The 23,349-nt window shown below is 57.7% G+C and carries 16 protein-coding genes, 1 rRNA gene and 1 riboswitch; of the genes, 9 read left to right on the forward strand and 8 right to left on the reverse strand.

Annotated features, from left to right (window positions below):
- Positions 1-5: 5 nt before the first annotated feature.
- The 5 genes from rrf (at position 6) to aceK (ending at position 6,343) form a co-directional block, all read left to right on the forward strand.
- Positions 6-121 (forward strand): 5S ribosomal RNA (rrf, locus tag F3J36_RS23360).
- 299 nt (positions 122-420) lie between these two features.
- Complete coding sequence (gene metA / locus F3J36_RS23365) at positions 421-1,350, forward strand: homoserine O-succinyltransferase (RefSeq protein ID WP_031279798.1); 930 nt, start codon at positions 421-423, stop codon at positions 1,348-1,350.
- Positions 1,351-1,620: 270 nt separating this feature from the next.
- Entirely contained in the window at positions 1,621-3,219 is a 1,599-nt protein-coding gene (aceB, locus tag F3J36_RS23370; protein ID WP_166720722.1) for a malate synthase A, read from the forward strand.
- Between the two features lie 16 nt (positions 3,220-3,235).
- Positions 3,236-4,540 carry an isocitrate lyase gene (gene aceA / locus F3J36_RS23375; protein ID WP_059012753.1) on the forward strand — a complete coding sequence of 435 codons (1,305 nt, stop codon included), beginning with the start codon at positions 3,236-3,238 and terminating at the stop codon, positions 4,538-4,540.
- 66 nt (positions 4,541-4,606) lie between these two features.
- Positions 4,607-6,343: a bifunctional isocitrate dehydrogenase kinase/phosphatase gene (gene aceK / locus F3J36_RS23380; RefSeq protein WP_166720724.1), complete on the forward strand. Its 1,737-nt coding sequence runs from the start codon at positions 4,607-4,609 to the stop codon at positions 6,341-6,343.
- On the opposite strand, the gene iclR is transcribed toward aceK, so the two are convergent.
- Entirely contained in the window at positions 6,340-7,170 is an 831-nt protein-coding gene (gene iclR, locus F3J36_RS23385; protein ID WP_166720726.1) for a glyoxylate bypass operon transcriptional repressor IclR, read from the reverse strand. The two genes, aceK and iclR, sit on opposite strands and share 4 nt — an antisense overlap.
- Positions 7,171-7,366: 196 nt before the next feature.
- On the opposite strand from iclR, the gene metH reads away from it, so the two are divergent.
- Positions 7,367-11,050: a methionine synthase gene (gene metH / locus F3J36_RS23390; RefSeq protein ID WP_166720728.1), complete on the forward strand. Its 3,684-nt coding sequence runs from the start codon at positions 7,367-7,369 to the stop codon at positions 11,048-11,050.
- A 147-nt stretch (positions 11,051-11,197) separates the two neighbouring features.
- On the opposite strand, the gene F3J36_RS23395 is transcribed toward metH, so the two are convergent.
- The 5 genes from F3J36_RS23395 to pgi form a co-directional block, all read right to left on the reverse strand.
- Positions 11,198-13,288: a YjbH domain-containing protein gene (locus tag F3J36_RS23395; protein ID WP_021508034.1), complete on the reverse strand. Its 2,091-nt coding sequence runs from the start codon at positions 13,286-13,288 to the stop codon at positions 11,198-11,200.
- Positions 13,288-14,025: a capsule biosynthesis GfcC D2 domain-containing protein gene (locus F3J36_RS23400; RefSeq protein ID WP_166720730.1), complete on the reverse strand. Its 738-nt coding sequence runs from the start codon at positions 14,023-14,025 to the stop codon at positions 13,288-13,290. The genes F3J36_RS23395 and F3J36_RS23400 overlap by 1 nt, the downstream gene beginning before the upstream one ends.
- Positions 14,022-14,669 carry a YjbF family lipoprotein gene (locus tag F3J36_RS23405; RefSeq protein WP_166720732.1) on the reverse strand — a complete coding sequence of 216 codons (648 nt, stop codon included), beginning with the start codon at positions 14,667-14,669 and terminating at the stop codon, positions 14,022-14,024. The genes F3J36_RS23400 and F3J36_RS23405 overlap by 4 nt, the downstream gene beginning before the upstream one ends.
- A gap of 78 nt (positions 14,670-14,747) precedes the next feature.
- Entirely contained in the window at positions 14,748-14,996 is a 249-nt protein-coding gene (yjbE, locus tag F3J36_RS23410) for an exopolysaccharide production protein YjbE (RefSeq protein ID WP_021508031.1), read from the reverse strand.
- A gap of 641 nt (positions 14,997-15,637) precedes the next feature.
- Complete coding sequence (gene pgi, locus F3J36_RS23415) at positions 15,638-17,284, reverse strand: glucose-6-phosphate isomerase (RefSeq protein ID WP_166720733.1); 1,647 nt, start codon at positions 17,282-17,284, stop codon at positions 15,638-15,640.
- Between the two features lie 381 nt (positions 17,285-17,665).
- A riboswitch (Lysine riboswitch) is annotated at positions 17,666-17,860 on the forward strand.
- 110 nt (positions 17,861-17,970) lie between these two features.
- Between pgi and lysC the strand changes: the two genes are divergently transcribed.
- Complete coding sequence (lysC, locus tag F3J36_RS23420) at positions 17,971-19,326, forward strand: lysine-sensitive aspartokinase 3 (RefSeq protein WP_021508028.1); 1,356 nt, start codon at positions 17,971-17,973, stop codon at positions 19,324-19,326.
- 262 nt (positions 19,327-19,588) lie between these two features.
- A complete protein-coding gene (panS, locus tag F3J36_RS23425; protein WP_021508027.1) occupies positions 19,589-20,512 on the forward strand; it encodes a ketopantoate/pantoate/pantothenate transporter PanS in 924 nt (307 codons plus the stop codon).
- Between the two features lie 360 nt (positions 20,513-20,872).
- Here the strand turns inward: panS and F3J36_RS23430 are convergent, their stop codons facing one another.
- Positions 20,873-21,196: a DUF805 domain-containing protein gene (locus F3J36_RS23430; RefSeq protein ID WP_071813607.1), complete on the reverse strand. Its 324-nt coding sequence runs from the start codon at positions 21,194-21,196 to the stop codon at positions 20,873-20,875.
- A gap of 197 nt (positions 21,197-21,393) precedes the next feature.
- A complete protein-coding gene (locus F3J36_RS23435) occupies positions 21,394-21,987 on the reverse strand; it encodes a YhgN family NAAT transporter (RefSeq protein ID WP_031279795.1) in 594 nt (197 codons plus the stop codon).
- A 218-nt stretch (positions 21,988-22,205) separates the two neighbouring features.
- Between F3J36_RS23435 and asd the strand changes: the two genes are divergently transcribed.
- Complete coding sequence (gene asd / locus F3J36_RS23440) at positions 22,206-23,315, forward strand: aspartate-semialdehyde dehydrogenase (protein ID WP_104093896.1); 1,110 nt, start codon at positions 22,206-22,208, stop codon at positions 23,313-23,315.
- The last annotated feature ends 34 nt before the right edge of the window (positions 23,316-23,349 follow it).

Raw genomic sequence — 23,349 nt, forward strand, 5'->3', positions numbered from 1 at the left:
ATTTGCCTGGCGGCAACAGCGCGGTGGTCCCACCTGACCCCATGCCGAACTCAGAAGTGAAACGCCGTAGCGCCGATGGTAGTGTGGGGCCTCCCCATGCGAGAGTAGGGAACTGCCAGGCATCAAATAAGTGAAGAAGCCCCGGACGAGAGTCCGGGGCTTTTTTACGTCCGTACTCCGGCAAATTTACCGCTAAAAACCCCTCCATAACGACTTATTTAACCCTGAAAAAATTCTAACGCGCTCTTTTCCCTACCTTATTACTGCTGCTCATCGCGCGGCGCTCGCGGCTATTGCCGTTCAATGCTGAAACATTTTCATAAACCGCATGAAGACTCGACATCCAGCGGCAGCCAGGCTAATCTCGGGCATCTGGATGTCTAAACGTTTATATGGTTATCAGCAAGAGGTCAGCAGGTTATGCCAATCAGGATCCCCGACGAATTACCGGCAGTGAATTTTTTGCGTAATGAGAATGTCTTTGTCATGACCTCATCGCGCGCCAGTGTTCAGGAGATTCGTCCGCTTAAAGTGTTGATCCTTAACCTGATGCCTAAAAAAATTGAAACGGAAAACCAGTTTCTGCGCCTGCTCTCTAACTCGCCGCTGCAGATCGATGTCCAGCTGTTACGCATCGACAGTCGCGAGTCGCGCAACACACCAAGCGAGCATCTGAACAACTTCTACTGCAACTTCGACGATATCGCTAACGATAACTTTGATGGCCTGATTGTCACCGGTGCGCCGCTGGGGCTGGTTGATTTCAATGATGTTGCCTACTGGCCACAGATTCAGCGCGTGCTGCACTGGGCAAAAGAGCACGTCACTTCTACCCTGTTCGTTTGCTGGGCGGTGCAGGCGGCGCTTAACATCCTGTATGGCATTCCTAAACAGACGCGACAGAACAAGCTGTCTGGCGTCTATGAGCATCAGATCCTTCATCCGCACGCGCTGTTAACGCGCGGATTTGATGACAACTTCCTGGCGCCGCATTCACGCTATGCTGATTTTCCCAGCCAGCTGATTCGTGACTACACCGATCTCGAGCTGTTTGCCGAATCAGAAAGCACCGGCGCCTATCTGATGGCGAGTAAAGACAAACGCCTGGCGTTTGTCACCGGCCATCCGGAATATGACGCTCTCACGCTGTCGGGGGAGTACCATCGGGACTATGAGGCTGGTCTGCACCCTGAGGTGCCGTTCAACTACTTCCCGCAGGACAACCCGGAATTGCCGCCGCGCGCCACCTGGCGTAGCCACGGCAACCTGCTGTTCTCTAACTGGCTCAACTACTACGTCTACCAGATTACGCCATTCGATCTGCGCCACATGAATCCAACGCTCGAGTAGAACGCCTGCTAACAACGCGTTTAAACCTTCCGTGACAGCCGCGTGATGTCGCGGCTTTTTTTTGCCTTTTTTCTATGATGGAACGTATTGCCTTTATTTCGTGAGATTAAATTACAGTTAAATCAGATAAATAAAATCAAATAACCAATAAAATGGAAATAGTTTTTGAAATTAAAATAAAAATGATTATGCTCTGATCTTGCCGGTTAAAAAACACCCTACAGCCCGATCCTGTCGTTAGAAAAAGGATCAAACCAGGAGGCAGCCCGCATGACAGACACGGTTATCAGCCCGACACTGACCTTTAGCCAGCCCTTTACCCACGCGGAGAAGCAGCTGCTGACGCCCGAAGCCATTGATTTCCTGCACTCGCTGGTGGTGCGCTTTGCACCCGAGCGCGAGCGTCTGCTGAAAGCGCGTCAGCAACGCCAGCAGCGCTACGATCAGGGGGCGTTGCCAGACTTCGATTCGGAAACCGCTTCCATTCGGCAAAGTGACTGGCAGGTGAGGCCCATTCCTCAGCTGCTGCGCAATCGCCGCGTCGAAATCACCGGTCCGCCAGATCGCAAAATGGTGATCAATGCGCTGAACGCTAACGTCAAAGTGTTCATGGCCGATTTTGAGGATTCGCTGGCACCGACCTGGCAAAAACTGCTTGATGGTCAGCTGGCGCTGCGCGATGCGGTTAACGGCACGCTGAGCTTCACCAGCGAAAACGGCAAGATCTACCAGTTACGATCCGATCCGGCGCTGCTGATGTGCCGGGTTCGCGGCTTACATCTGGATGAGAAGCATGTTGAGTGGCGCGATCGGGCCATTCCCGGCGGGTTATTCGACTTTGCGCTCTATCTGTTTCACAACGTCACCGCGCTGCTGGAGAAGGGCCACGGTCCGTGGTTCTATCTGCCGAAAACCGAGCATGCGGCGGAAGTGGCATGGTGGCGGGAAATCTTCCGCTTCAGTGAAGATCGTTTCGATCTGCCGCGCGGCACAATCAAAGCCACGGTATTGATCGAGACGCTGCCCGCGGTATTCCAGATGGATGAGATCCTGTGGGAACTGCGCGATCACGTGGTTGGCCTCAACTGTGGTCGCTGGGATTACATCTTCAGCTATATCAAAACGCTGGGCCAGCATGGTGACCGCATTCTGCCGGATCGTCAGCAGATCAGCATGGACCAGCCGTTCCTCGAGGCTTATTCGCGCCTGTTGATCAAAACCTGCCACCGGCGCGGTGCGCTGGCGATGGGCGGCATGTCGGCGCTCATCCCGGCCAAAGACGCTGAACGCAACGCCTGGGTGATGCAGAAAGTGCAGGAGGACAAAGCACGGGAAGCGGGCAACGGCCATGACGGTACCTGGGTCGCACATCCCGGTCTGGCGGATATCGCCATGGCGGAGTTTGACCGTCAGCTGGGCGATCGCCCCAATCAGCTGCACGTCAGTCGTGAACAGGATACGCCGATCACCGCCGAGCGCCTGCTGCGCCCGTGCCGTGGTCAGCGCACCGAAGCCGGGATGCGCGCCAACATCCGCGTTGCGCTGCAGTATCTGGAAGCGTGGATCAGCGGCAATGGCTGCGTGCCTATTGATGGGCTGATGGAGGATGCCGCTACCGCAGAGATTGCCCGCACCTCCATCTGGCAGTGGATTCACCACAAGCAAATCCTCAGCGATGGTCAGCTGGTGACCGCCGCGCTGTTCGAACAGTTTCTTGATGAAGAGCTGGCGGCCCTGCGCCACAGCCTGGGTGACACGCGCTTTGACGCCGGTCGCTATGAAGATGCGGCTGCGCTAATGGCGCAAATCACCACCGACGAACAACTGGTTCCTTTCCTCACCCTGCCGGGCTACCGCCTGCTGCCCTGACTCTGGAGATACTGCTATGTCAAATCGTACCCAACAGATCGCTCAACTGGAAAACAGCTGGCTGGCATCTCGCTGGCAGGGCATTACCCGTCCTTACAGTGCCGAAGAGGTCATTAACCTGCGCGGCTCCGTTAATCCCGCCTGCACGCTGGCGGATCGCGGCGCGAGAAAGCTGTGGGCACTCCTGAACGGTGAGGCGAGCAAAGGCTATATCAACAGCCTCGGAGCCCTGACCGGCGGACAGGCGGTGCAGCAGGCGAAAGCCGGCATTGAGGCGATTTATCTCTCCGGCTGGCAGGTGGCGGCCGATGCAAACCTGGCCGGGCAGATGTATCCGGACCAGTCGCTGTATCCGGTCAATTCGGTGCCGAACGTGGTGGAACGTATCAACCAAAGTTTTCAGCGCGCCGATCAAATCCAGTGGGCGAGCGGACTGTCGCCGGACGATGACGGCTTTATCGATTACTACCTGCCGATTGTCGCCGATGCGGAAGCCGGATTTGGTGGGGTGCTCAATGCTTTTGAGCTGATGAAAGCGATGATTCAGGCCGGTGCCGGCGCGGTGCACTTTGAAGATCAGCTGGCGGCAGTGAAGAAGTGCGGGCACATGGGCGGCAAAGTTCTGGTGCCGACGCAGGAAGCGATTCAGAAACTGGTGGCGGCGCGGCTGGCGGCCGATGTGATGGATGTGCCCACGGTGCTGATTGCGCGCACCGATGCCGACGCTGCCGATCTGATCACCTCCGATTGCGACGAGCGTGATGCGCCGTTTATTACCGGGGAACGGACCGCTGAAGGCTTCTTCCGCACCCATGCCGGTATCGAACAGGCGATAGCCCGTGGCCTGGCGTATGCGCCGTATGCCGATGTGCTGTGGTGCGAAACTTCCACGCCGGATCTGGCGCTGGCGCAGCGCTTCGCCGAGGCGATTCACGCGCAGTATCCCGGCAAGCTGCTGGCTTACAACTGCTCGCCTTCGTTTAACTGGAAGAAGAATCTCGACGATCGCACCATTGCCCGCTTCCAGCAGGCGCTGAGCGAGATGGGCTACCGCTTTCAGTTCATCACCCTGGCGGGTATCCACAGCATGTGGTTCAACATGTTCGACCTCGCACACGCTTATGCGCAGGGCGAAGGCATGCGCCACTACGTGGAAAAGGTGCAGCAGCCGGAATTTGCCGCACGCGAACGCGGCTACACCTTCTCTGCGCATCAGCAGGAAGTGGGCACTGGTTATTTTGACCGCATCACCACGGTGATTCAGGGCGGCAGCTCGTCGGTTACCGCACTGACCGGCTCCACCGAAGCCGCACAGTTCTGATCAGCGTACTCGCGGTGCGCAGCATGGCGCACCGTTTCACTGGCTCACGCTTGCCGGAGATTGCCGATGTCACCGAGAGAATCCCTTATCGCCCACACGATTCTGCAGGGTTTTGATGCGCAGTACGGCCGCTTTCTCGACATTACCGCAGGCGCGCAGCAGCGCTTTGAACAGGCGGACTGGCAGGCGGTGCAGCAGGCGATGAAAGCGCGTATCCATTTGTACGACCATCACGTCGGGCTGGTCGCCAATCAGTTGCGCATCCTCAACGAGATGGCCGACTGGGATGACGCTTTCTGGCTGCGGGTGAAAAGCCATTATGCCACGCTGCTGCCGGGCTATCCGCGTCATGAAATTGCCGAAAGCTTTTTTAATTCTGTCTATTGTCGCTTGCTGGGGCACAGCCACTTACTGCCTGAGCGGCTGTTTATCCTGCCGTCGCAGCCGTACGCGCCCGCGCCGCCGGCGCAGCGACCGCTGTCGCGCCTGTACCGGCCGCAGCACAGCTGGCATGAAACGCTGCGTCAGGTATTGAATGACATTCCGTTGCGGCTGACGTGGCAGGATCAGACCCGCGACATCGGCTGGATTGTGCGTCATCTGCACGAGCAGTTCAGCGCGGCACAGCTGGCCAATGCCACGCTGGACGTCGCCAGCGAGCTGTTTTATCGCAACAAAACCGCCTGGATTGTGGCGCGGCTGCAGCTGAGCGCGGGCGAGATCGTGCCGTGTCTGCTGCCGATCCAGCGCGATGACGCCGGGCGGTTGTGGATTGATACCTGTCTCACCGACAGCAATGACGCCAGCATCGTGTTTGGCTTTGCCCGCGCCTATTTCATGGTGTATGCGCCGGTGCCGGCCGCGCTGGTGGCCTGGCTGCAGCCGATTTTGCCGGGCAAAACCCTCGCCGAGCGCTATATGGCGATTGGCTGCCAGAAACACGGTAAAACCGAATGCTATCGCGAATATTTAGATTACCTGGCGCACAGTCAGGAAGCGTTCACCATCGCGCCCGGCGTGCGCGGTATGGTGATGCTGGTATTTACGCTGCCCGGTTTTGATCGGGTATTTAAGGTGATTAAAGATCGCTTCGCGCCGCAAAAAGAGGTGACGGATGCGCAGGTGCGCGCCTGTTACCGGCTGGTCAAAGAGCATGACCGCGTCGGGCGCATGGCTGACACCCAGGAGTTTGAGCATTTCGCCATCCCGCGCGCGCGCATTCCGGCGGCGCTGATGGCGGAATTTGAGCGCGACATTCCGGAAAAAATCGAGCTGCGCGATGACGTACTGATCATCCGCCACTTATGGCTGGAGCGTCGTATGCAGCCGCTTAACCTGTGGCTGATGCAGGCGACGCCGGAACAGCGCCAGCACGCCATTGAGGAGTACGGCGATGCGATTTGTCAGCTGGCGGCGGCCAATATCTTCCCCGGCGATATGCTGTTTAAAAACTTCGGCATGACGCGCCATGGCCGCGTGGTGTTTTACGACTATGATGAAATCCGCCCGATGACCGAGCTGGTGTTCCGCGATGTCCCGGCGGCGCGTTACGAAGAGGATGAGCTGCAGGCCGAGCCGTGGTACAGCGTCGGGCCGGATGATGTGTTTCCGGAAACCTTCCGCTACGCGCTGTGCAGCGAACCGGCGACCGGAAAATTGCTGCAGGCGCTGCATCCGCAGTTGTTCGATCCTGGCTGGTGGCGCGCACTACAGACGCGGATCCGTGCCGGGCATATTGAGGAGGTGATGGCGTGGCGCGCCGGACAGCGTTTCAGCGCGCGCTACGCGTTAGTGGCCGCCTAGCGGCCGGCATAGCTTAGCGTCACCTGCTTCGCCGCGCGGATCACCAGCGCCCCGAGTTCAGTAATGCGGTCGTCGGTCATGCGCGCCAGCGGGCCGGAGATGGAGATGGCGGCAAATGGTTCGCCGTGTTCATCATAAATCGGTGCCGCCACACAGCGCAGGCCGAGCGCGTGCTCCTCGTCGTCGTGCGAAAAACCCATCTTACGGATCAGGGCCAGATTCTCCTTCAGGCTATGCGGCGACATCAGGGTTTTCGGCGTGTAGTGATGCAATCCCTTCTGATGCAGCAGAGCGGTGACCTGATCATCGCTAAGGTGAGCGAGAAACGCTTTGCCGGCACCGGACGCATGCATCGGCAACTTGCCGCCAATCGGCGCTGACATGCGCATCAGCTGGGTGCACTGTACCTGGTCAATAATCACCGCCTGATAATCACTGAGATCCAGCACCGCCAGATTCACGGTTTCGCCGGCTTCTTCCATCAGCCGGCGCAGGATCGGGTGCACGATCGCCAGCAGATTGCGGCTCTGCAGAAAACTGCTGCCGACCACAAAGGCATGAGCGCCAATGGTCCATAAACCGAGGTCGCCCACCTGATGCACAAATCCCTGCTGCTGCATGGTGGTCAGCAGGCGATGAGTGGTGGAGTTGGGTAGCCCGGCCTGTTGCGCCAGCTCGGTCAGCGCCACGCTACCGTGTGATTCGGCAATCAGCTCCAGCAAACGCAGCCCGCGCGTCAGAGATTGTACCTGGCCGCCGACAGGGGCACTGGCCGCCGGAGCCGTACGGGGTTTTTTGCCGCGTTTCGCGGGCGCAGGGGTTGCCATAACATCTCCACAGTCATTGCAGGTATGGAAACCATTTTCGTTTTTAATGGTATGAATGCAAACGCTGGCTGACTGGTCGGATCTGCTGGTCATTTTGCCGCCGGTGGCCGCAAACGGGTGACTTTTGCTCATTTGAAAGTTGTGCCAGTATGACTGGCTGGCATTTAGCCAACGTAATGACGTGGATGGGGCAAGAGTGAGCAATAAAACCGCAACGCTACAGCAGCAGCTGGCACAACGCATCATGATTCTGGACGGTGGCATGGGCACCATGATCCAGAGTTACAAACTGGATGAGCAGGATTTTCGCGGCAGCCGCTTCGCTGACTGGCCGTGCGATGTGAAGGGCAATAATGACCTGCTGGTGCTGAGTAAGCCGGACGTCATTCGCGAAATCCACGATGCTTACCTGGCGGCTGGCGCGGATATTCTCGAAACTAACACCTTCAACGCCACCCCGATTGCCATGGCCGATTATGAAATGGCCGCGCTGTCGGCGGAGATCAACTTCGAAGCGGCGAAACTGGCGCGCGCCTGCGCCGACGCGTGGACGGCAAAAACGCCCGATCGCCCGCGCTACGTTGCTGGCGTGCTCGGCCCGACCAACCGCACCTGCTCGATCTCGCCTGACGTCAACGATCCCGCGTTTCGTAACATCACCTTCAATCAGCTGGTGGACGCCTACCGCGAATCGACCCATGCGCTGATTAGCGGCGGTGCTGACATCATCATGATCGAAACGGTGTTCGATACCCTGAATGCCAAAGCGGCGATTTATGCGGTACAGAGCGAGATGGAAGCGATGGGCGTGACGCTGCCGCTGATGATCTCCGGCACCATTACCGATGCGTCAGGCCGTACGCTCTCCGGCCAGACCACGGAAGGATTCTACAACTCACTGCGCCACGCGGAGCCGCTGTCGTTCGGCCTCAACTGCGCGCTTGGCCCGGATGAACTGCGCCAGTATGTGCAGGAGCTGTCGCGCATTGCCGAAGGCTATGTCAGCGCCCACCCCAACGCCGGTCTGCCGAATGCCTTCGGCGAATATGACCTTGATGCGGCGACGATGGCGGCGCAGATTGGCGAGTGGGCGCGCGCCGGTTTCCTCAACATTATTGGTGGCTGCTGTGGCACCACGCCGCAGCACATTGCGGCGATGGCGGCAGCGGTCGAGGGCGTGCCACCGCGGCCGCTACCGGAAATAGCCGTCGCCTGCCGTTTGTCTGGCCTCGAACCGCTCAATATTCAGGCCGATTCACTGTTCGTTAACGTGGGTGAGCGCACTAACGTGACCGGCTCGGCCAAATTTAAGCGCCTGATTAAAGAAGAGAAGTACAACGAAGCGCTGGACGTGGCGCGCCAGCAGGTGGAAAACGGCGCGCAGATTATCGATATCAATATGGATGAAGGCATGCTGGATGCGGAAGCGGCCATGGTGCGCTTTCTCAACCTGATTGCCGGTGAGCCGGATATTGCGCGTGTGCCGATCATGATCGACTCCTCGAAATGGGAGGTGATTGAGAAAGGCCTGCAGTGCATTCAGGGCAAAGGCATCGTCAACTCCATCTCGATGAAAGAGGGCGTCGGGCCGTTTATTGCGCACGCGCGCAAAGTGCGGCGCTACGGCGCGGCGGTGGTGGTGATGGCGTTCGACGAAGTGGGCCAGGCGGACACCCGCGCGCGCAAAATTGAGATCTGCCGCCGCGCCTACCACATCCTCACCGAAGAAGTCGGTTTCCCGCCGGAAGACATCATTTTCGACCCCAATATCTTTGCCGTCGCCACCGGCATCGAAGAGCACAACAACTACGCGATGGATTTCATCGGTGCCTGTGAAGACATCAAACGCGAACTGCCGCATGCGATGATCTCCGGCGGCGTTTCCAACGTGTCGTTCTCGTTCCGCGGTAACGAACCGGTGCGTGAGGCGATTCATGCGGTGTTCCTCTACTACGCCATCCGCAACGGCATGGACATGGGCATCGTCAACGCCGGTCAGCTGGCGATTTATGACGATCTGCCGGCGGAGCTGCGCGATGCGGTTGAGGACGTGATCCTCAACCGGCGCGACGATGGCACCGAGCGACTGCTGGCGCTGGCGGAGAAGTATCGCGGCAACAAAGGCGAGGGTGAGCAGGACAAGCAGCAGGCCGAATGGCGCAGCTGGGACGTGGTGAAGCGGCTGGAATATTCGCTGGTGAAAGGCATCACCGAGTTTATCGAGCAGGACACCGAAGAGGCGCGCCAGGCCGCGGCACGGCCGATTGAAGTCATTGAAGGGCCGCTAATGTCCGGCATGAATGTGGTCGGCGATCTGTTTGGCGAGGGCAAAATGTTCCTGCCGCAGGTGGTGAAATCGGCGCGCGTGATGAAGCAGGCGGTGGCTTACCTCGAACCCTTTATCCAGGCGAGCAAAGAGGCCGGCCGCAGCAATGGTAAAATCGTGCTGGCGACGGTAAAAGGCGACGTGCACGACATCGGCAAAAACATTGTTGGCGTGGTGCTGCAGTGTAACAACTACGAAATTATCGACCTGGGCGTGATGGTGCCGGGCGACAAAATCCTGAAAACCGCGCGTGAGGAAAACGCCGACATCATCGGACTTTCCGGCTTGATTACCCCGTCGCTCGACGAGATGGTGAACGTGGCGAAAGAGATGGAGCGCCAGGGCTTTACGCTGCCACTGCTGATTGGCGGAGCCACCACCTCGAAAGCGCACACGGCGGTGAAGATTGAGCAGAATTACAGCGGCCCGACGGTCTATGTGCAGAACGCCTCGCGCACCGTCGGCGTGGTCTCTTCGCTGCTGTCACCCACGCTGAAAGAGGCGTTTGTGGCGCGCACGCGTAAGGAGTACGAAACCGTGCGGATTCAGCACGCGCGTAAAAAGCCGCGCACGCCGCCGGTCACGCTGCAGGCCGCGCGCGATAATCATTACGTCATTAACTGGCAACGTTACACGCCACCGGTGGCGCATCGTACCGGCGTCAGCGCAGTGGAGGCCAGTATCGATACGCTGCGCAACTACATCGACTGGACGCCGTTTTTTATGACCTGGTCACTGGCCGGCAAATATCCGCGCATTCTCGAAGATGAGGTGGTGGGCGAAGAAGCCACGCGGCTGTTTGCCGATGCCAATGCGATGCTGGATAACCTCAGCGCGCAGGGCACGCTCAGGCCGCGCGGCGTGGTCGGTATTTTCCCGGCTAACCGGGTTGGCGACGACATTGAAATCTACCGTGACGAGACCCGGCACGAGGTGCTGTGCGTCAGCCATCATTTACGTCAGCAAACGGAAAAAACCGACTTTGCCAACTACTGTCTGGCGGACTTCGTGGCGCCGAAATCCAGTGGTAAAGCGGATTATCTCGGCGCGTTTGCCGTCACCGGCGGGCTGGAGGAGGATGCGCTGGCGGCGGCGTTCGATCAGCAGCACGATGATTACAACAAAATCATGGTGAAAGCGGTGGCGGATCGCCTGGCGGAGGCGTTTGCCGAATATCTGCATGAGCGCGTGCGTAAGGTGATCTGGGGCTATGCCGCCCATGAAAATCTCAGCAACGACGAGCTGATTCGCGAAAATTACCAGGGCATTCGTCCGGCGCCGGGCTATCCGGCCTGTCCGGAACACACTGAGAAGGCACAAATCTGGCAGCTGCTGGATGTGGAGCATCACACCGGCATGAAACTGACCGAATCTTTTGCCATGTGGCCCGGTGCCGCGGTGTCGGGCTGGTATTTTAGTCATCCGGAGAGTAAATATTTCGCCGTGGCGCAGATTCAGCGCGACCAGGTGGAAGATTACGCGGTGCGTAAAGGTATGAGCGTCAGCGACGTGGAGCGCTGGCTGGCACCGAATTTAGGCTACGACGCGGATTGATGAATTGCCGGCGCAGAGCGCGCGCAATGAAATGTGCCCTATTGTTTGCGCAATAAATTGCGCCGCTACAAATACGTGCACACTCTGTAGCGGCGCGATTCATCGCGCGTTTTTTAAAACCGGCGCGGGTTCTACCCGCGCTGCAATTTAATTGAAACGCGCATCGCGATCGGCGGTCAGATCGTACAGCTGGTACTTACGGCCCAGCATCTGACCACCGTCACGCGTCAGCGGCACCCAGTTCACCTGCGCACGGCCACGGGTTGGCGTGACGGTAAACAGATCCATCGGAATCGAAATATAGAAACCTTTGGTGAAATCCCCTTCGCCATACGCTTCGGCTGACACGTTGGTTTTGGTGGCGTAGAAGCCGACCATCACGCCGCTGTCAAAGCGCTTCGACACATCCAGCGTGACCCCTTTGTCCTTCGCCAGATATTCACCGACGCTGGCTTTCACCAGCACATCCTGCATGAACCACGGACGCCAGTAAGCGGTAAGGTGCCCGGTCGGCGCCTTGTAGTCGGTGAACTGCATCATGTTGTCCCAGTCACGCTGCTTCACGTAGTTCGCATCGAGACCGAAAGCCCAGTTGCTGTCCACCGGGCGATACAACAGCTCGCCGCCCACGCCGCCGTACATGGTTTCCAGATAGCCACCGTACACCTGGCCGTAGAAGCCATTGCCGAGATAGCGCATGTAGTTGGCCTGCAGATCATTCACGTAAACGTTGTTCTCCACGTAGTCGCGAATGTGGGTGCGCACGCGCGGCAGCGTCGAGTCGGCTGGCGCGCCGTTGTAGTTGAACTTGTCATAGTTATTGGCGATGTTGCCAAACAGGCTGCCACCAATCAGCCAGTGATCGGTCAGCCAGTAATCGACATTGCCCATTACGCCGAGCTGATACATGTAGAAGCTTTCCGGACCGCCGACCGACTGGTTGAGCACCGGCGACAGGCTGTAGTTGAGGCGATCCTTACGGATGAAATAGCCCTGTTCGGTGGTGCCCGGATCGATCGGTTCTTCACGCGTCTGCTGCAGCGGCTGCTCGTGGCCGAGCGGATAGCCGCGCAGTTCGTTATTCAGGCTGGCCACATCGGTGCGCGTGGTAACCTGCGGCATGTTAAAGCGCGACTCGGTGACTTCAATCGTATCAATGCCCGCCGGCAGATTGTTCATGATGATGCGGTTAGCGCGGTCAACGCCTTCGCGCGTGTCGCGATATTTGGTCTGCTCACCGGAGACGTATAGCGTGCGGCCTTTGGTCTGGATGCGCGGACCATCCAGTCCGGCATTGTATTTCAGATCGGTAAGCTGATTAGCGACCACCGTCGGCTGCAGCAGATCGCCCTGCGGCTGTGGCTGATAAGCCGGTTTTGCGCTATCAAGGTGCGACTGGTGTAAGGAATTAAAGTTGGTGCGTACGGTCACGCCAAACATAAATGTATTGCCGCGCTCGTAGCTGGCGTTGATATCCGCCCAGTCGGTAAGGCGATAGATTGCGCCAACGTTGACCTTACTGCGCTGCTCCAGCCGGCCGGCAAAATCGTCCTGATAATCGTTGCCTTCATACTCCAGCTTCAGACGCAGCGGCTGCCACGGCGTCTGGTATTCGATGCCACCAAACAGTGCCGCCGGGCCGTGGAACATCTGCGAGCCGTTAATGGAACCCGCCGAGCCCCCGCCGGTGCGGCTGCAGAAGCTATCGCTGTAGGAGCAGAACGGGTTTTTGATGGTGCCGCTGTTGCCGAGATAGCCCCAGCCCAGCCCGAGGCTAAAATCAAACGGCCCCCAGGCTTTACTCGCCACCAGATATTCACTGTCGAACAGGCCGGTACCGCCCAAATCGCGCGAACCCACCGCCACTTCCGGCAGCCAGAAGCTCTCCTGCCACAGGCGCAGCTTCAGGTCGAAGGCTTTGTCTTTATAGCTCTGGTTGCCGCTGAAGCCTTCCACCGCACTGTAGCGGCGGGTGCGTACGTCGGTATAGCGCACCGTGGTTTCCAGCCACGGGAACAGCTGCAATGACGCAGAATAGTAACGATATTGATCGTTATCGCGGAAGTTCAGGCTAAATTCGCCCTCTTTTGCCATGCGCGCGGTCGGGGTTTGCATCAGGCCCACGCCGCCAAAATCAGATTGTGAAGGACCGACCGGTTCCGGCCAGGTTTCCGCCTGCACCTGGCATGCGGCGGCGACAGAAGCAGCCAACAGGCTGAGGAGTAATTGTTTTTTCATCAGTCTGGCATCCGGTGAGTCAGAACGGAAAGCATGCGCGCATTCAAATCAGGCTGGCCCCAGGGCAGGCTCCATGTGGAAAAGCCCAGCCAGATGATGCTGCCAGGCTCGACTTCAACATGCCGCTGATTCCAGTAAGCGATCGGCACCTGCTGCGTCTCACCTGACGGCGCAATCACCGTGGCCACGCTGCGTTCGGCACCCGATAAACGCGCATGCGGCGCGAGATAGTCACGCACCGTGCGTCCTGGCTGCCAGCTCTCACTGCCGGGATGGCTGAGTGCGCCCATCACCCGTACCTGCGTCGGCGCTGCCACGATGTACAGGTCGTAGCTGCCCTGCAGTTTACGGTTGGCTTCCGGACGCAGCCGCACCCAGTCGGGATCGAGCGAAGTAAACTGGCGCCCGGTAACCTGCAGGGCGCTGAGCTGCTGGATTACGCTGCCGATGGTTGCGGCCAGTGAAGTACCGCTGTCGGCCTGCCAGGCGCGCAGATCCGCCAGCAGCTGAGCGTGCTGCTGCTGCGCCACGGCGGTCGCACCGCGTTCGGCAATCACCGTGCCCGGCCACCAGCTGTGCAGCGCCGGGTTCGTTACCAGTTCGCTAAGCGTGCTGGCATGATCGATCTGGAAACTGCGCTGATCGTGCGCAAGGTGTACCGTCACCTGGCTATCCGCCAGCGCGTGGCTGGCCGCCGTGAGGGCGAATGCCGCCAGCAAAGAATTGATTTTTTTCATGATTTCGCCGGCTTCAGAAGGGTGGTTGCAATCGGGAACTGGTCAGCCGCCAGCATCTGCTGCGCCTGCAGCACCGTACCGTCGCGGTTATCGATCCAGAAGGTGTTCTGCCAGCTGACGCCGGGGCTCTCCATCTCTACCGTTTCGTGCCAGACGCGGCAGGGCACCCGCTCGCCGGCGAGGTTCAGCACTTCATCGTCGCCGCGCTGAAAGGTGGAGTGAGCGGTGGCGGCGCGCACGTTGTCCTGCTCGCGCCACTGCACGACGCGCGTCCACTGCGCGCCATTTTGCAGCCGCAGCGCATCGGCCAGCGGATCCTGCGCCAGGTTACTGACGGCCTGCAGGTTGTCGCGCAGGCCGAGGGTTTTCACCAGGCGGCCGTGCTGCATCACCAGCATGGCTTTATCCTGGGTTACCCATTTCTGCTGGCCGTTTTCCAGGTAGCCCAGCACCACAAAGATGCGCGGACCGTTGTCGACGCGCGCATACAGGCTGGCATAGGGCAGAGTAGCGATTTGTTCATCGCTGACGGTGACATCGTCCGGACCGCTGATGGCGAGCATTACGGTCTGTTCGAGGCCTTTTTGCGTTTGTGTGCAAGCCTGCAGCAACAGGCAAAGAAGCAGCAAAGTGAGTCGGCGCACTGTGTATCCCTGTCTCAATAGAGGCAAAAAAACAAAAAATAACCACACGACTGTGTGGTTATGTTTAAAGGTGCTACATCAACGAGTGGTGCTCGTTGTGGTAGTGGTTGTTGTACCGGTATTTGCACCGTCGCCACCGCCAGCAGCGGCAACGCCGAGACCCACTAACGCACCGAGTGCGCCGATACCCACAGCGGTGGTCGCACCGGTCGAGATTGCTCCCGCCTGCGCGCCTGCTGCAGCACCGGCTTCTTCCGGTGCGGCAATCGCAGCGGAAGAAACGGCAACGTAAAGTAAGGCTGCACCGGCAACCATCAGTTTTTTCATAACAACGTTTCCTGCATCTTGATAAAACGTGAATGAAGGATATTACCCGTCATACCGTACGCTGCCGTCCGATGGCCGCTGGGCCGCATGCAGCTGGCTAACCGTGGTCAGCGCGCAATAATGTTTCCCGGGCCGCCGGGCGACAGCGGGGAAGTATTCAGGGCAGCCTTGAAGGCGCGTTCAGTATAGGGCAACAAATTACCAGAGTTCAGCGCCAGAAAAAGAGGGGGATTAAGCAGGACATTTCTGGTGATAAATAAGGCGAATTGGCGTTAGCTGCTTTTTTTAATTGCGCTTTTTTCGCTGGCTGGAATATTTGCGCAGGACGTTATAGCACAGCAGCATTTTTCACTTTTGCATTAAAAAATGGCACGGAATAGGAATAATCAGATTTTCCTGAAAGGGTTAAAATAGAAAGGTAAATTTAATCAGTTGCTTAGGTGGGTGAGGTGGACAAATCAGATCCATTTTTTATCAGATAAGCCCGCCACGAATGATGGCATCTTCCGATTTTCCTTAGGGCATTTTAAGAATTATCTAACCGCAGCGTGGCAGCAAAATCCGCTTATTTGCGGCGGGGCAGTTGATCGGAACAAAAAAAAGGCGGCATGTGCTGCCGCCTGATGAGCCTGGGCGTGAAATTAACGCCAGGATTTGTAGCGATTAATTAAGCCATTGGTGGAGCTATCGTGGCTGTTAATCTGCGCATCGTTTTCCAGCTCCGGCAGAATGCGGTTAGCCAGCTGTTTGCCCAGCTCAACGCCCCACTGATCGAAAGTGAAGATGTTGAGAATCGCGCCCTGAGTGAAGATCTTGTGCTCGTACAGCGCAATCAGCGCGCCGAGGCTGAACGGAGTGATTTCACGCAGCAGAATCGAGTTGGTCGGGCGGTTACCTTCAAACACCTTGAACGGCACGATATGCGCGACGGACTCCGCCGATTTACCGGCATCGGTAAACTCTTTCTCTACCACCTCGCGGGCTTTACCAAACGCCAGCGCTTCGGTCTGAGCAAAGAAGTTAGAAAGCAGCTTCTGGTGGTGATCGGCCAGCGCGTTGTGAGTCTGCGCCGGCGCAATGAAGTCGCATGGAATCAGCTTGGTACCCTGATGGATCAGCTGATAAAACGCGTGCTGCCCGTTGGTGCCGGGTTCACCCCAGATAATTGGGCCAGTCTGGTAATCCACCGGCTTGCCGTCGCGGTCGACGTACTTACCGTTGGACTCCATGTTGCCCTGCTGGAAGTAAGCGGCAAAACGGTGCATGTACTGGTCGTACGGCAGAATCGCTTCAGTTTCGGCACCGAAGAAGTTGTTGTACCAGATACCTATCAGCGCCAGCAGCACCGGCAGGTTTTGCTCCGCCGGCGTGTTCGCGAAGTGCTGGTCCATGGCATGAGCGCCGCTCAGCAGCTGTTCGAAGTTTTCGAAGCCGATGGACAGGATGATCGACAGACCAATCGCGGACCACAGTGAGTAGCGGCCGCCGACCCAGTCCCAGAACTCGAACATGTTGGCGGTATCAATACCAAACTCGCCGACCGCTTTCGCGTTGGTTGAGAGCGCGGCAAAGTGCTTCGCCACGTGCTGCTGATCGCCGGCGGTGTTCAGGAACCAGTCGCGCGCGCTGTGGGCGTTGGTCATGGTTTCCTGCGTGGTAAAGGTTTTCGACGCCACGAGGAACAGCGTGGTTTCCGGGCTAAGCGGTTTCAGCGTTTCGGCAATGTGCGTGCCATCAACGTTGGAAACAAAGTGCATGTTGAGGTGGTTTTTATACGGACGCAGCGCTTCGGTCACCATGAACGGGCCGAGGTCTGAACCGCCGATACCGATGTTCACCACGTCAGTAATCGGCTTGCCGGTGTAGCCTTTCCACTCGCCGCTGATGATGCGCTCTGAGAAGGCTTTCATCTTCGCCAGCACCGCGTTCACTTCCGGCATTACATCTTTGCCATCCACGAGAATCGGCGTATTGCTACGGTTGCGCAGGGCCACGTGCAGCACGGCGCGATCTTCGGTGCGGTTAATCTTCTCACCGGAGAACATGGATTTGATGGCGCCCGCCAGATCGGTCTCTTTCGCCAGCGCATGGAGTTTGTCGAGGGTTTCCTGGGTGATGCGGTTTTTTGAGAAATCCACCAGCATCTGATCATCAAAGGTGGCAGAGAATTTCGCAAAACGATCGGCATCCTGCGCAAACAGGTCGGCAATCTCTACCGATTTCATCTGATCAAAATGCTGCTGCAGCGCTTTCCAGGCTGCGGTTTGTGTCGGATTGATATTTTTCATGGCAACACTCTTGTTGATATAAGAACCGTCATTGCATCCGGGCGCATCCTGTCTGGCCCGGCATGCTGAGCATTTGTTACGGCTTGCACGCGTTTCAGTATGACCACAGTTGCAACTGAAAGGAAAAAATTTGTGACGCCAGCCGCAGCGTTTCAGGTAAATCCGGCGGCGATTGTCGGCCGGTTCGCCGCGCATTACTCTGCGCGGCATCAGCAAAACACCGGTTTTTTCGCACCGCTGACTACTTTAGGCGGCTGGCGGCTGCCGGGTTTGTTTAGCAATGCGCTGCATAAGTGTAAAAATGAATTTTCCCGGCGCCGCAAGGCTGGACAGCGGAACAATTAATCAGTATTTTGTGCGCGCGACTTGCACCTCCGGGTGCAAGCCAGAAGAGGCGCGTCGCCCAGGCAGTGTGTTTGAGGATCCGTATCCAGCGAGAACACATCAGGGGGTGCGACGCCGAGGTGGTGCAACACGCGGAGTGTTGTGCTGTCGGCTGCAGGGGCTGAATCCTCTGGGTTGTCACCAGAAGCGTCCGCAGTCGGACGTTTCGCAAGGTGAAGTGCTTTTGGTGACTCATCTCCTGATCTTGTCTGTCCAATTCTGCTCTTCTCTTGTGCCAAGGCTGTTACCCGATCTTCTCTTCCGCGAATGGGAGGAGATAACCTGACACGAGGTTTTGTTACATGTCTCAATCGTTGATCGTGGCAAAATTTGGCGGCACCAGCGTTGCCGATTTCGATGCCATGAACCGCAGCGCGGACGTCGTGCTGTCTGATGCCAATACCCGTCTGGTGGTGCTCTCTGCCTCGGCGGGCGTGACTAACCTGCTGGTTTCGCTGGCTGAAGGCCAGGAACTCGAGCAGCGCGCTTATCTGCTGGATCAAATCCGCACCATTCAATATGCCATCATCGATCGCCTGCAGTCGCCGGACGTCATCCGTCAGGAGATTGATCGCATGCTGGAGAACATCATCATGCTGGCGGAAGCGGCGGCATTAGCCCGTTCGACCGCGCTGACCGATGAGCTGGTGAGCCACGGCGAACTGATGTCGAGCCTGCTGTTCGTGGAGATCCTGCGCGAGCGCCAGGTGAATGCCGAGTGGTTTGACGTCCGCAAAGTGATGCGCACCAGCGACCGTTTCGGCCGCGCCGAGCCGGATGTGGCCGAGCTGAAAACGCTGGCAGCGGCTCAGCTGCAGCCGCGCACCGCAGAAGCGCTGGTGATCACGCAGGGCTTCATCGGCAGCGAAGGCAAAGGCCGCACCACCACGCTGGGCCGTGGCGGCAGCGATTACACCGCTGCGCTGCTCGGCGAAGCGCTGCAGGCGACGCGTGTGGATATCTGGACCGACGTGGCGGGCATCTACACCACCGACCCGCGTGTGGTGCCGCAGGCGAAACGCATCGAAGAGATCACCTTTGAAGAAGCGGCGGAGATGGCGATCTTCGGCGCGAAAGTGCTGCATCCGGCGACGCTGCTGCCGGCGGTGCGCAGTGATATTCCGGTGTTTGTCGGCTCCAGTAAAGATCCGGCGGCGGGCGGCACGCGCGTCTGCAACGAAACCAAAAATCCACCGCTGTTCCGCGCGCTGGCGCTGCGGCGCAAACAGACGCTGCTGACGCTGCACAGCCTGAACATGCTGCACGCGCACGGCTTCCTGGCGGAAGTGTTTGCTATCCTGGCACGCCACAGTATTTCGGTTGATCTGGTTACCACCTCGGAAGTGAGCGTGGCGCTGACGCTGGATACCACCGGTTCAACCAGCACCGCCGACAGTCTGCTGACCCAGGCGCTGCTGACCGAGCTCTCTTCCCTGTGCCGGGTAGAAGTGGAAGAGAATCTGGCGCTGGTGGCGATCATCGGCAACAATCTGTCGAAAGCCTGCGGCGTCGGCAAAGAGGTGTTCGGCGCGCTGGAGCCGTTTAACCTGCGCATGATTTGCTACGGCGCAAGCAGCTACAACCTGTGCTTCCTGGTGCCAACGCCGGACGCGGAAGAGGTGGTGCGCGCGCTGCATAAGAATCTGTTCGAATCTTAATTGACGCATAAGCCACCTGAAGCCGGACAATGTCCGGCTTTTTTTATCTCTGCCGTTCAGCCTGACGCTATTTCGGACAAATGCCAGCGGAATGCCTATGCCTGCCTGGCGATCTTTAGCAGCCGATAGGCATTTTCTGTCGTCGGCCACGCTTATGATAATGAAATGTTATGATCCGGCGCAGGTCGCTGCGGTCGTTCCCCGCGCGCCGTTTCATCTGTGGCAAAAAACCAATTAAGTAAAACGCTAAGGACATTTCTTCATGCTCGCCAAACTCACCCGCCTGTTTCCGCTCTGGGCCGTACTGCTGTCCGTTGCAGCCTATTATTCGCCGTCCACCTTCCTCGGCATCGGGCCGTGGGTAACCTACCTGCTGATGCTGATCATGTTCGGCATGGGCGTGACGCTCAACATTGACGATTTTAAACGCGTGCTGGTGCGTCCGGCGCCGGTGATTGCCGGCACGTTCCTGCACTATCTGGTAATGCCGCTGGCGGCCTGGGCGCTGGCGAAACTGTTCCAGATGCCGCCGGATCTGGCCGCCGGGATGATTCTGGTCGGCAGCGTGGCCAGCGGGACAGCCTCGAACGTGATGATTTATCTGGCGAAGGGCGATGTGGCGCTGTCGGTGACCATCTCGTCGGTTTCGGCGCTGGTGGGCGTGTTCGCAACGCCGCTGCTGACGCGCTTCTACGTAGATACCCACATTCAGGTCGATGTGGTGGGCATGCTGCTCAGCATCGTCAAAATCGTGGTGATCCCGATTGGGCTTGGCCTGATTATTCACCACTCCATGAACAGCGTGGTGCGCCGCGTTGAGCCGTATCTGCCGGCGTTTTCGATGGTGTGTATTTTGCTGATCATTAGCGCGGTGGTCGCCGGTAGCCAGGGCTTTATCGGCTCGGTAGGGCTGATGGTGATCGCGGCGGTGATCCTGCACAACGCCATTGGACTGCTCGGCGGCTACTGGGGTGGCAAGCTGTTTGGCTTTGACGAATCCACCTGCCGCACGCTGGCGCTGGAAGTCGGTATGCAGAATTCCGGACTGGCGGCCACGCTGGGCAAACTGTACTTCTCACCGCTGGCCGCGCTGCCCGGCGCACTGTTCTCGGTGTGGCACAACCTCTCCGGTTCGCTGCTGGCGGGTTACTGGTCGGGTAAAACGATTGAGAAGAAGCAGAAATAACGGGGCATGCGTATCGGTGGTCATCAATGACGATCGGTTACGCACCATCGTCCTGTTGATACCGGTGCGCATAAATGCGCACCCTACAAAAACACGCAATGATCTTGCAGAGGCGCAATAATCTTGTAGGGTCGCCATTCATGGCGACCGTAAACGCTCAACGGTCAAGGGTTCCCCCATAAATGCGCCCTCTGTAAAAACGCGCAATAACCTTGTAGGGGCGCCATTCATGGCGACCGCAAACACGCAACGGACAGCGTGGCGTCATAAATAGTCATTCAAAAATATTCTACTGGCGCACTAATCCTAACCTCATATAAATATGCAAGCACCAGGAACCCCTACACGGGCCAGCCCGATTTATTCTTTTTTTACTGATGCAGGAAAAGCCAGAAATGGAAACAGTAAATAAGGCGCAACGATCAAAAGAATAAATACTCCCCGTGAATATCCCGCATCGTTTATTCTTCTGCTGCCACAAGCCAGCGATGGCAGAACGAAAAGCAGTAAAGGAATCCATGCTATTTCATTCGTGGATGAAGCGAACACACTGAGATAACAACAAAACCAGATAATCTGGAACATCATAAAAATGATGTAGCATAAGCGGCTATCTTTGCCACTATAATCAAACGTCTTAATCAATCCATTCTTTATGGATGTTAGTAAGAGAGTCAGCGCCATTTTATTCTAACCACCACAAAAAAGATGAGAGACCGCAAGCTGTTCACTGTCGAAAAACACGTAAAATAGCGATTTTACGATAAAACGGATAACGCGTGTTGTGAACCTGAATGTTGTCTATAGAATACCAGGCAATAACATGTGTTGAATCATGCCATTCCTGGTATTATTAATTAGCGCCGCCACCATGCGAAACGCTATAGCTTCAGGTAAACCCGAATCCCGTCCAGGAACATCTGCGTCGCCAGCATAATCAGGATCAGGCCCATTAATCGCTCCAGCGCGTTGACGCCTTTATCCCCCAGCAGGCGCAGGAACAGGCCGGACATCAGCAGAATCACTACCGTGACGCCCCAGGCAATCAGCAGGGCGCCGACCAGATGCGTCATCTGATTGGGATACTGGTGTGACAGCAGCATCAGGGTGGCGAGCAGCGAGGGTCCGGCGACCAGCGGGATCGCCAGCGGCACCAGGAACGGCTCTTCGCCGGCGGGCAGGCCGCTGGTGCTGGTCTCGCCGGACGGGAAAATCATGCGAATGGCGATCAGAAACAGAATGATGCCGCCGGAAATCGACACCGTTTCGGTGCGCAGATTAAGAAACGCCAGAATGCGTTCACCGGCGAACAGGAACAGCAGCATCAGAATCAAGGCGATCAGCATCTCGCGCATCAGCACCACGCGGCGGCGCTTCGGCTCCAGGTGCTTCAGCACCGACATGAAAATCGGCAGGTTGCCCAGCGGGTCCATAATCAACAGCAACAATATGGTCGCGGATATCATTTCAGTCATCAGAGGTAAATCATCCCTTCAGGTCGGCCACAGCCGTTATAAGTTGTACTGCTGAAAAAGTTAGCGCAATCGAATTAATTCACTTGCCAGAAGTGCTGCATTTTGTAGAGTTGTGGGTCATAGGTAAACCTGATTATTACGCAGACTGGCGCGTTGCTGGCGCTGGTCTTTTTTCGCACCACCCAGGCCCCGGCCCGAGTTCCTGAGACGGACAGAAAATGAAGAATGTAGGTTTTGTTGGTTGGCGTGGCATGGTCGGCTCTGTGCTGATGTCACGTATGAGCGAAGAACGCGATTTCGATGTGATCAATCCGGTCTTCTTCTCCACTTCGCAACTGGGTCAGGCTGCGCCGACGTTTGGCGGTAAGTCGACCGGTGCGCTGCAGGATGCGTTTGATATTGAGGCGCTGAAGGCGCTGGATATCATCATCACCTGCCAGGGCGGCGATTATACCAGTGAAGTCTACCCGAAGCTGCGCGAGAGCGGCTGGCAGGGCTACTGGATTGATGCGGCCTCCACGCTGCGTATGAAAGATGACGCCATCATTATTCTTGATCCGGTCAACCATCAGGTGATTCGTCAGGGCCTCGACAGCGGCATCAAAACCTTTGTCGGCGGTAACTGCACCGTCAGCCTGATGCTGATGTCGCTGGGCGGACTGTTCGCTAACGACCTGATCGAGTGGGCCTCCGTCGCGACGTATCAGGCGGCCTCCGGCGGCGGCGCGCGCCATATGCGCGAACTGCTGACCCAGATGGGCATGCTGCACGACCACGTTGCGACTTCGCTGCAAAATCCGGCCTCCGCCATTCTCGACATTGAGCGCAGCGTGACTGACTTTACCCGTTCCGGCACGCTGCCGACCGACAACTTCGGCGTACCGCTGGCCGGCAGCCTGATCCCGTGGATCGACAAGCAGCTGGACAACGGCCAGAGCCGCGAAGAGTGGAAAGGCCAGGCGGAAACCAACAAAATTCTCTCGACCCGTCACACCATTCCGGTCGATGGCCTGTGCGTGCGCGTCGGCGCGTTGCGCTGCCACAGTCAGGCGTTCACGTTGAAGCTGAAAAAAGATGTGCCGCTGAACGAAATCGAACAGCTGCTGGCCGCGCACAACGAGTGGGTGAAAGTGGTGCCGAACGATCGCGACATCACCATGCGTGAACTGACGCCTGCTGCGGTGACCGGCACGTTGACCACGCCGGTGGGCCGTCTGCGTAAGCTGAACATGGGGCCGGAGTATCTGTCGGCCTTCACCGTCGGCGATCAGTTACTGTGGGGCGCTGCCGAACCGCTGCGTCGCATGCTGCGTTTGCTGATCGACTAAGCGCAGCGCGAATCCAGACAGGCCGGGGTTTCCC

The sequence above is a fragment of the Pantoea sp. Cy-640 genome, from assembly GCF_011752635.1.
In the GTDB taxonomy this organism is placed as follows: Bacteria; Pseudomonadota; Gammaproteobacteria; order Enterobacterales; family Enterobacteriaceae; genus Pantoea; species Pantoea dispersa.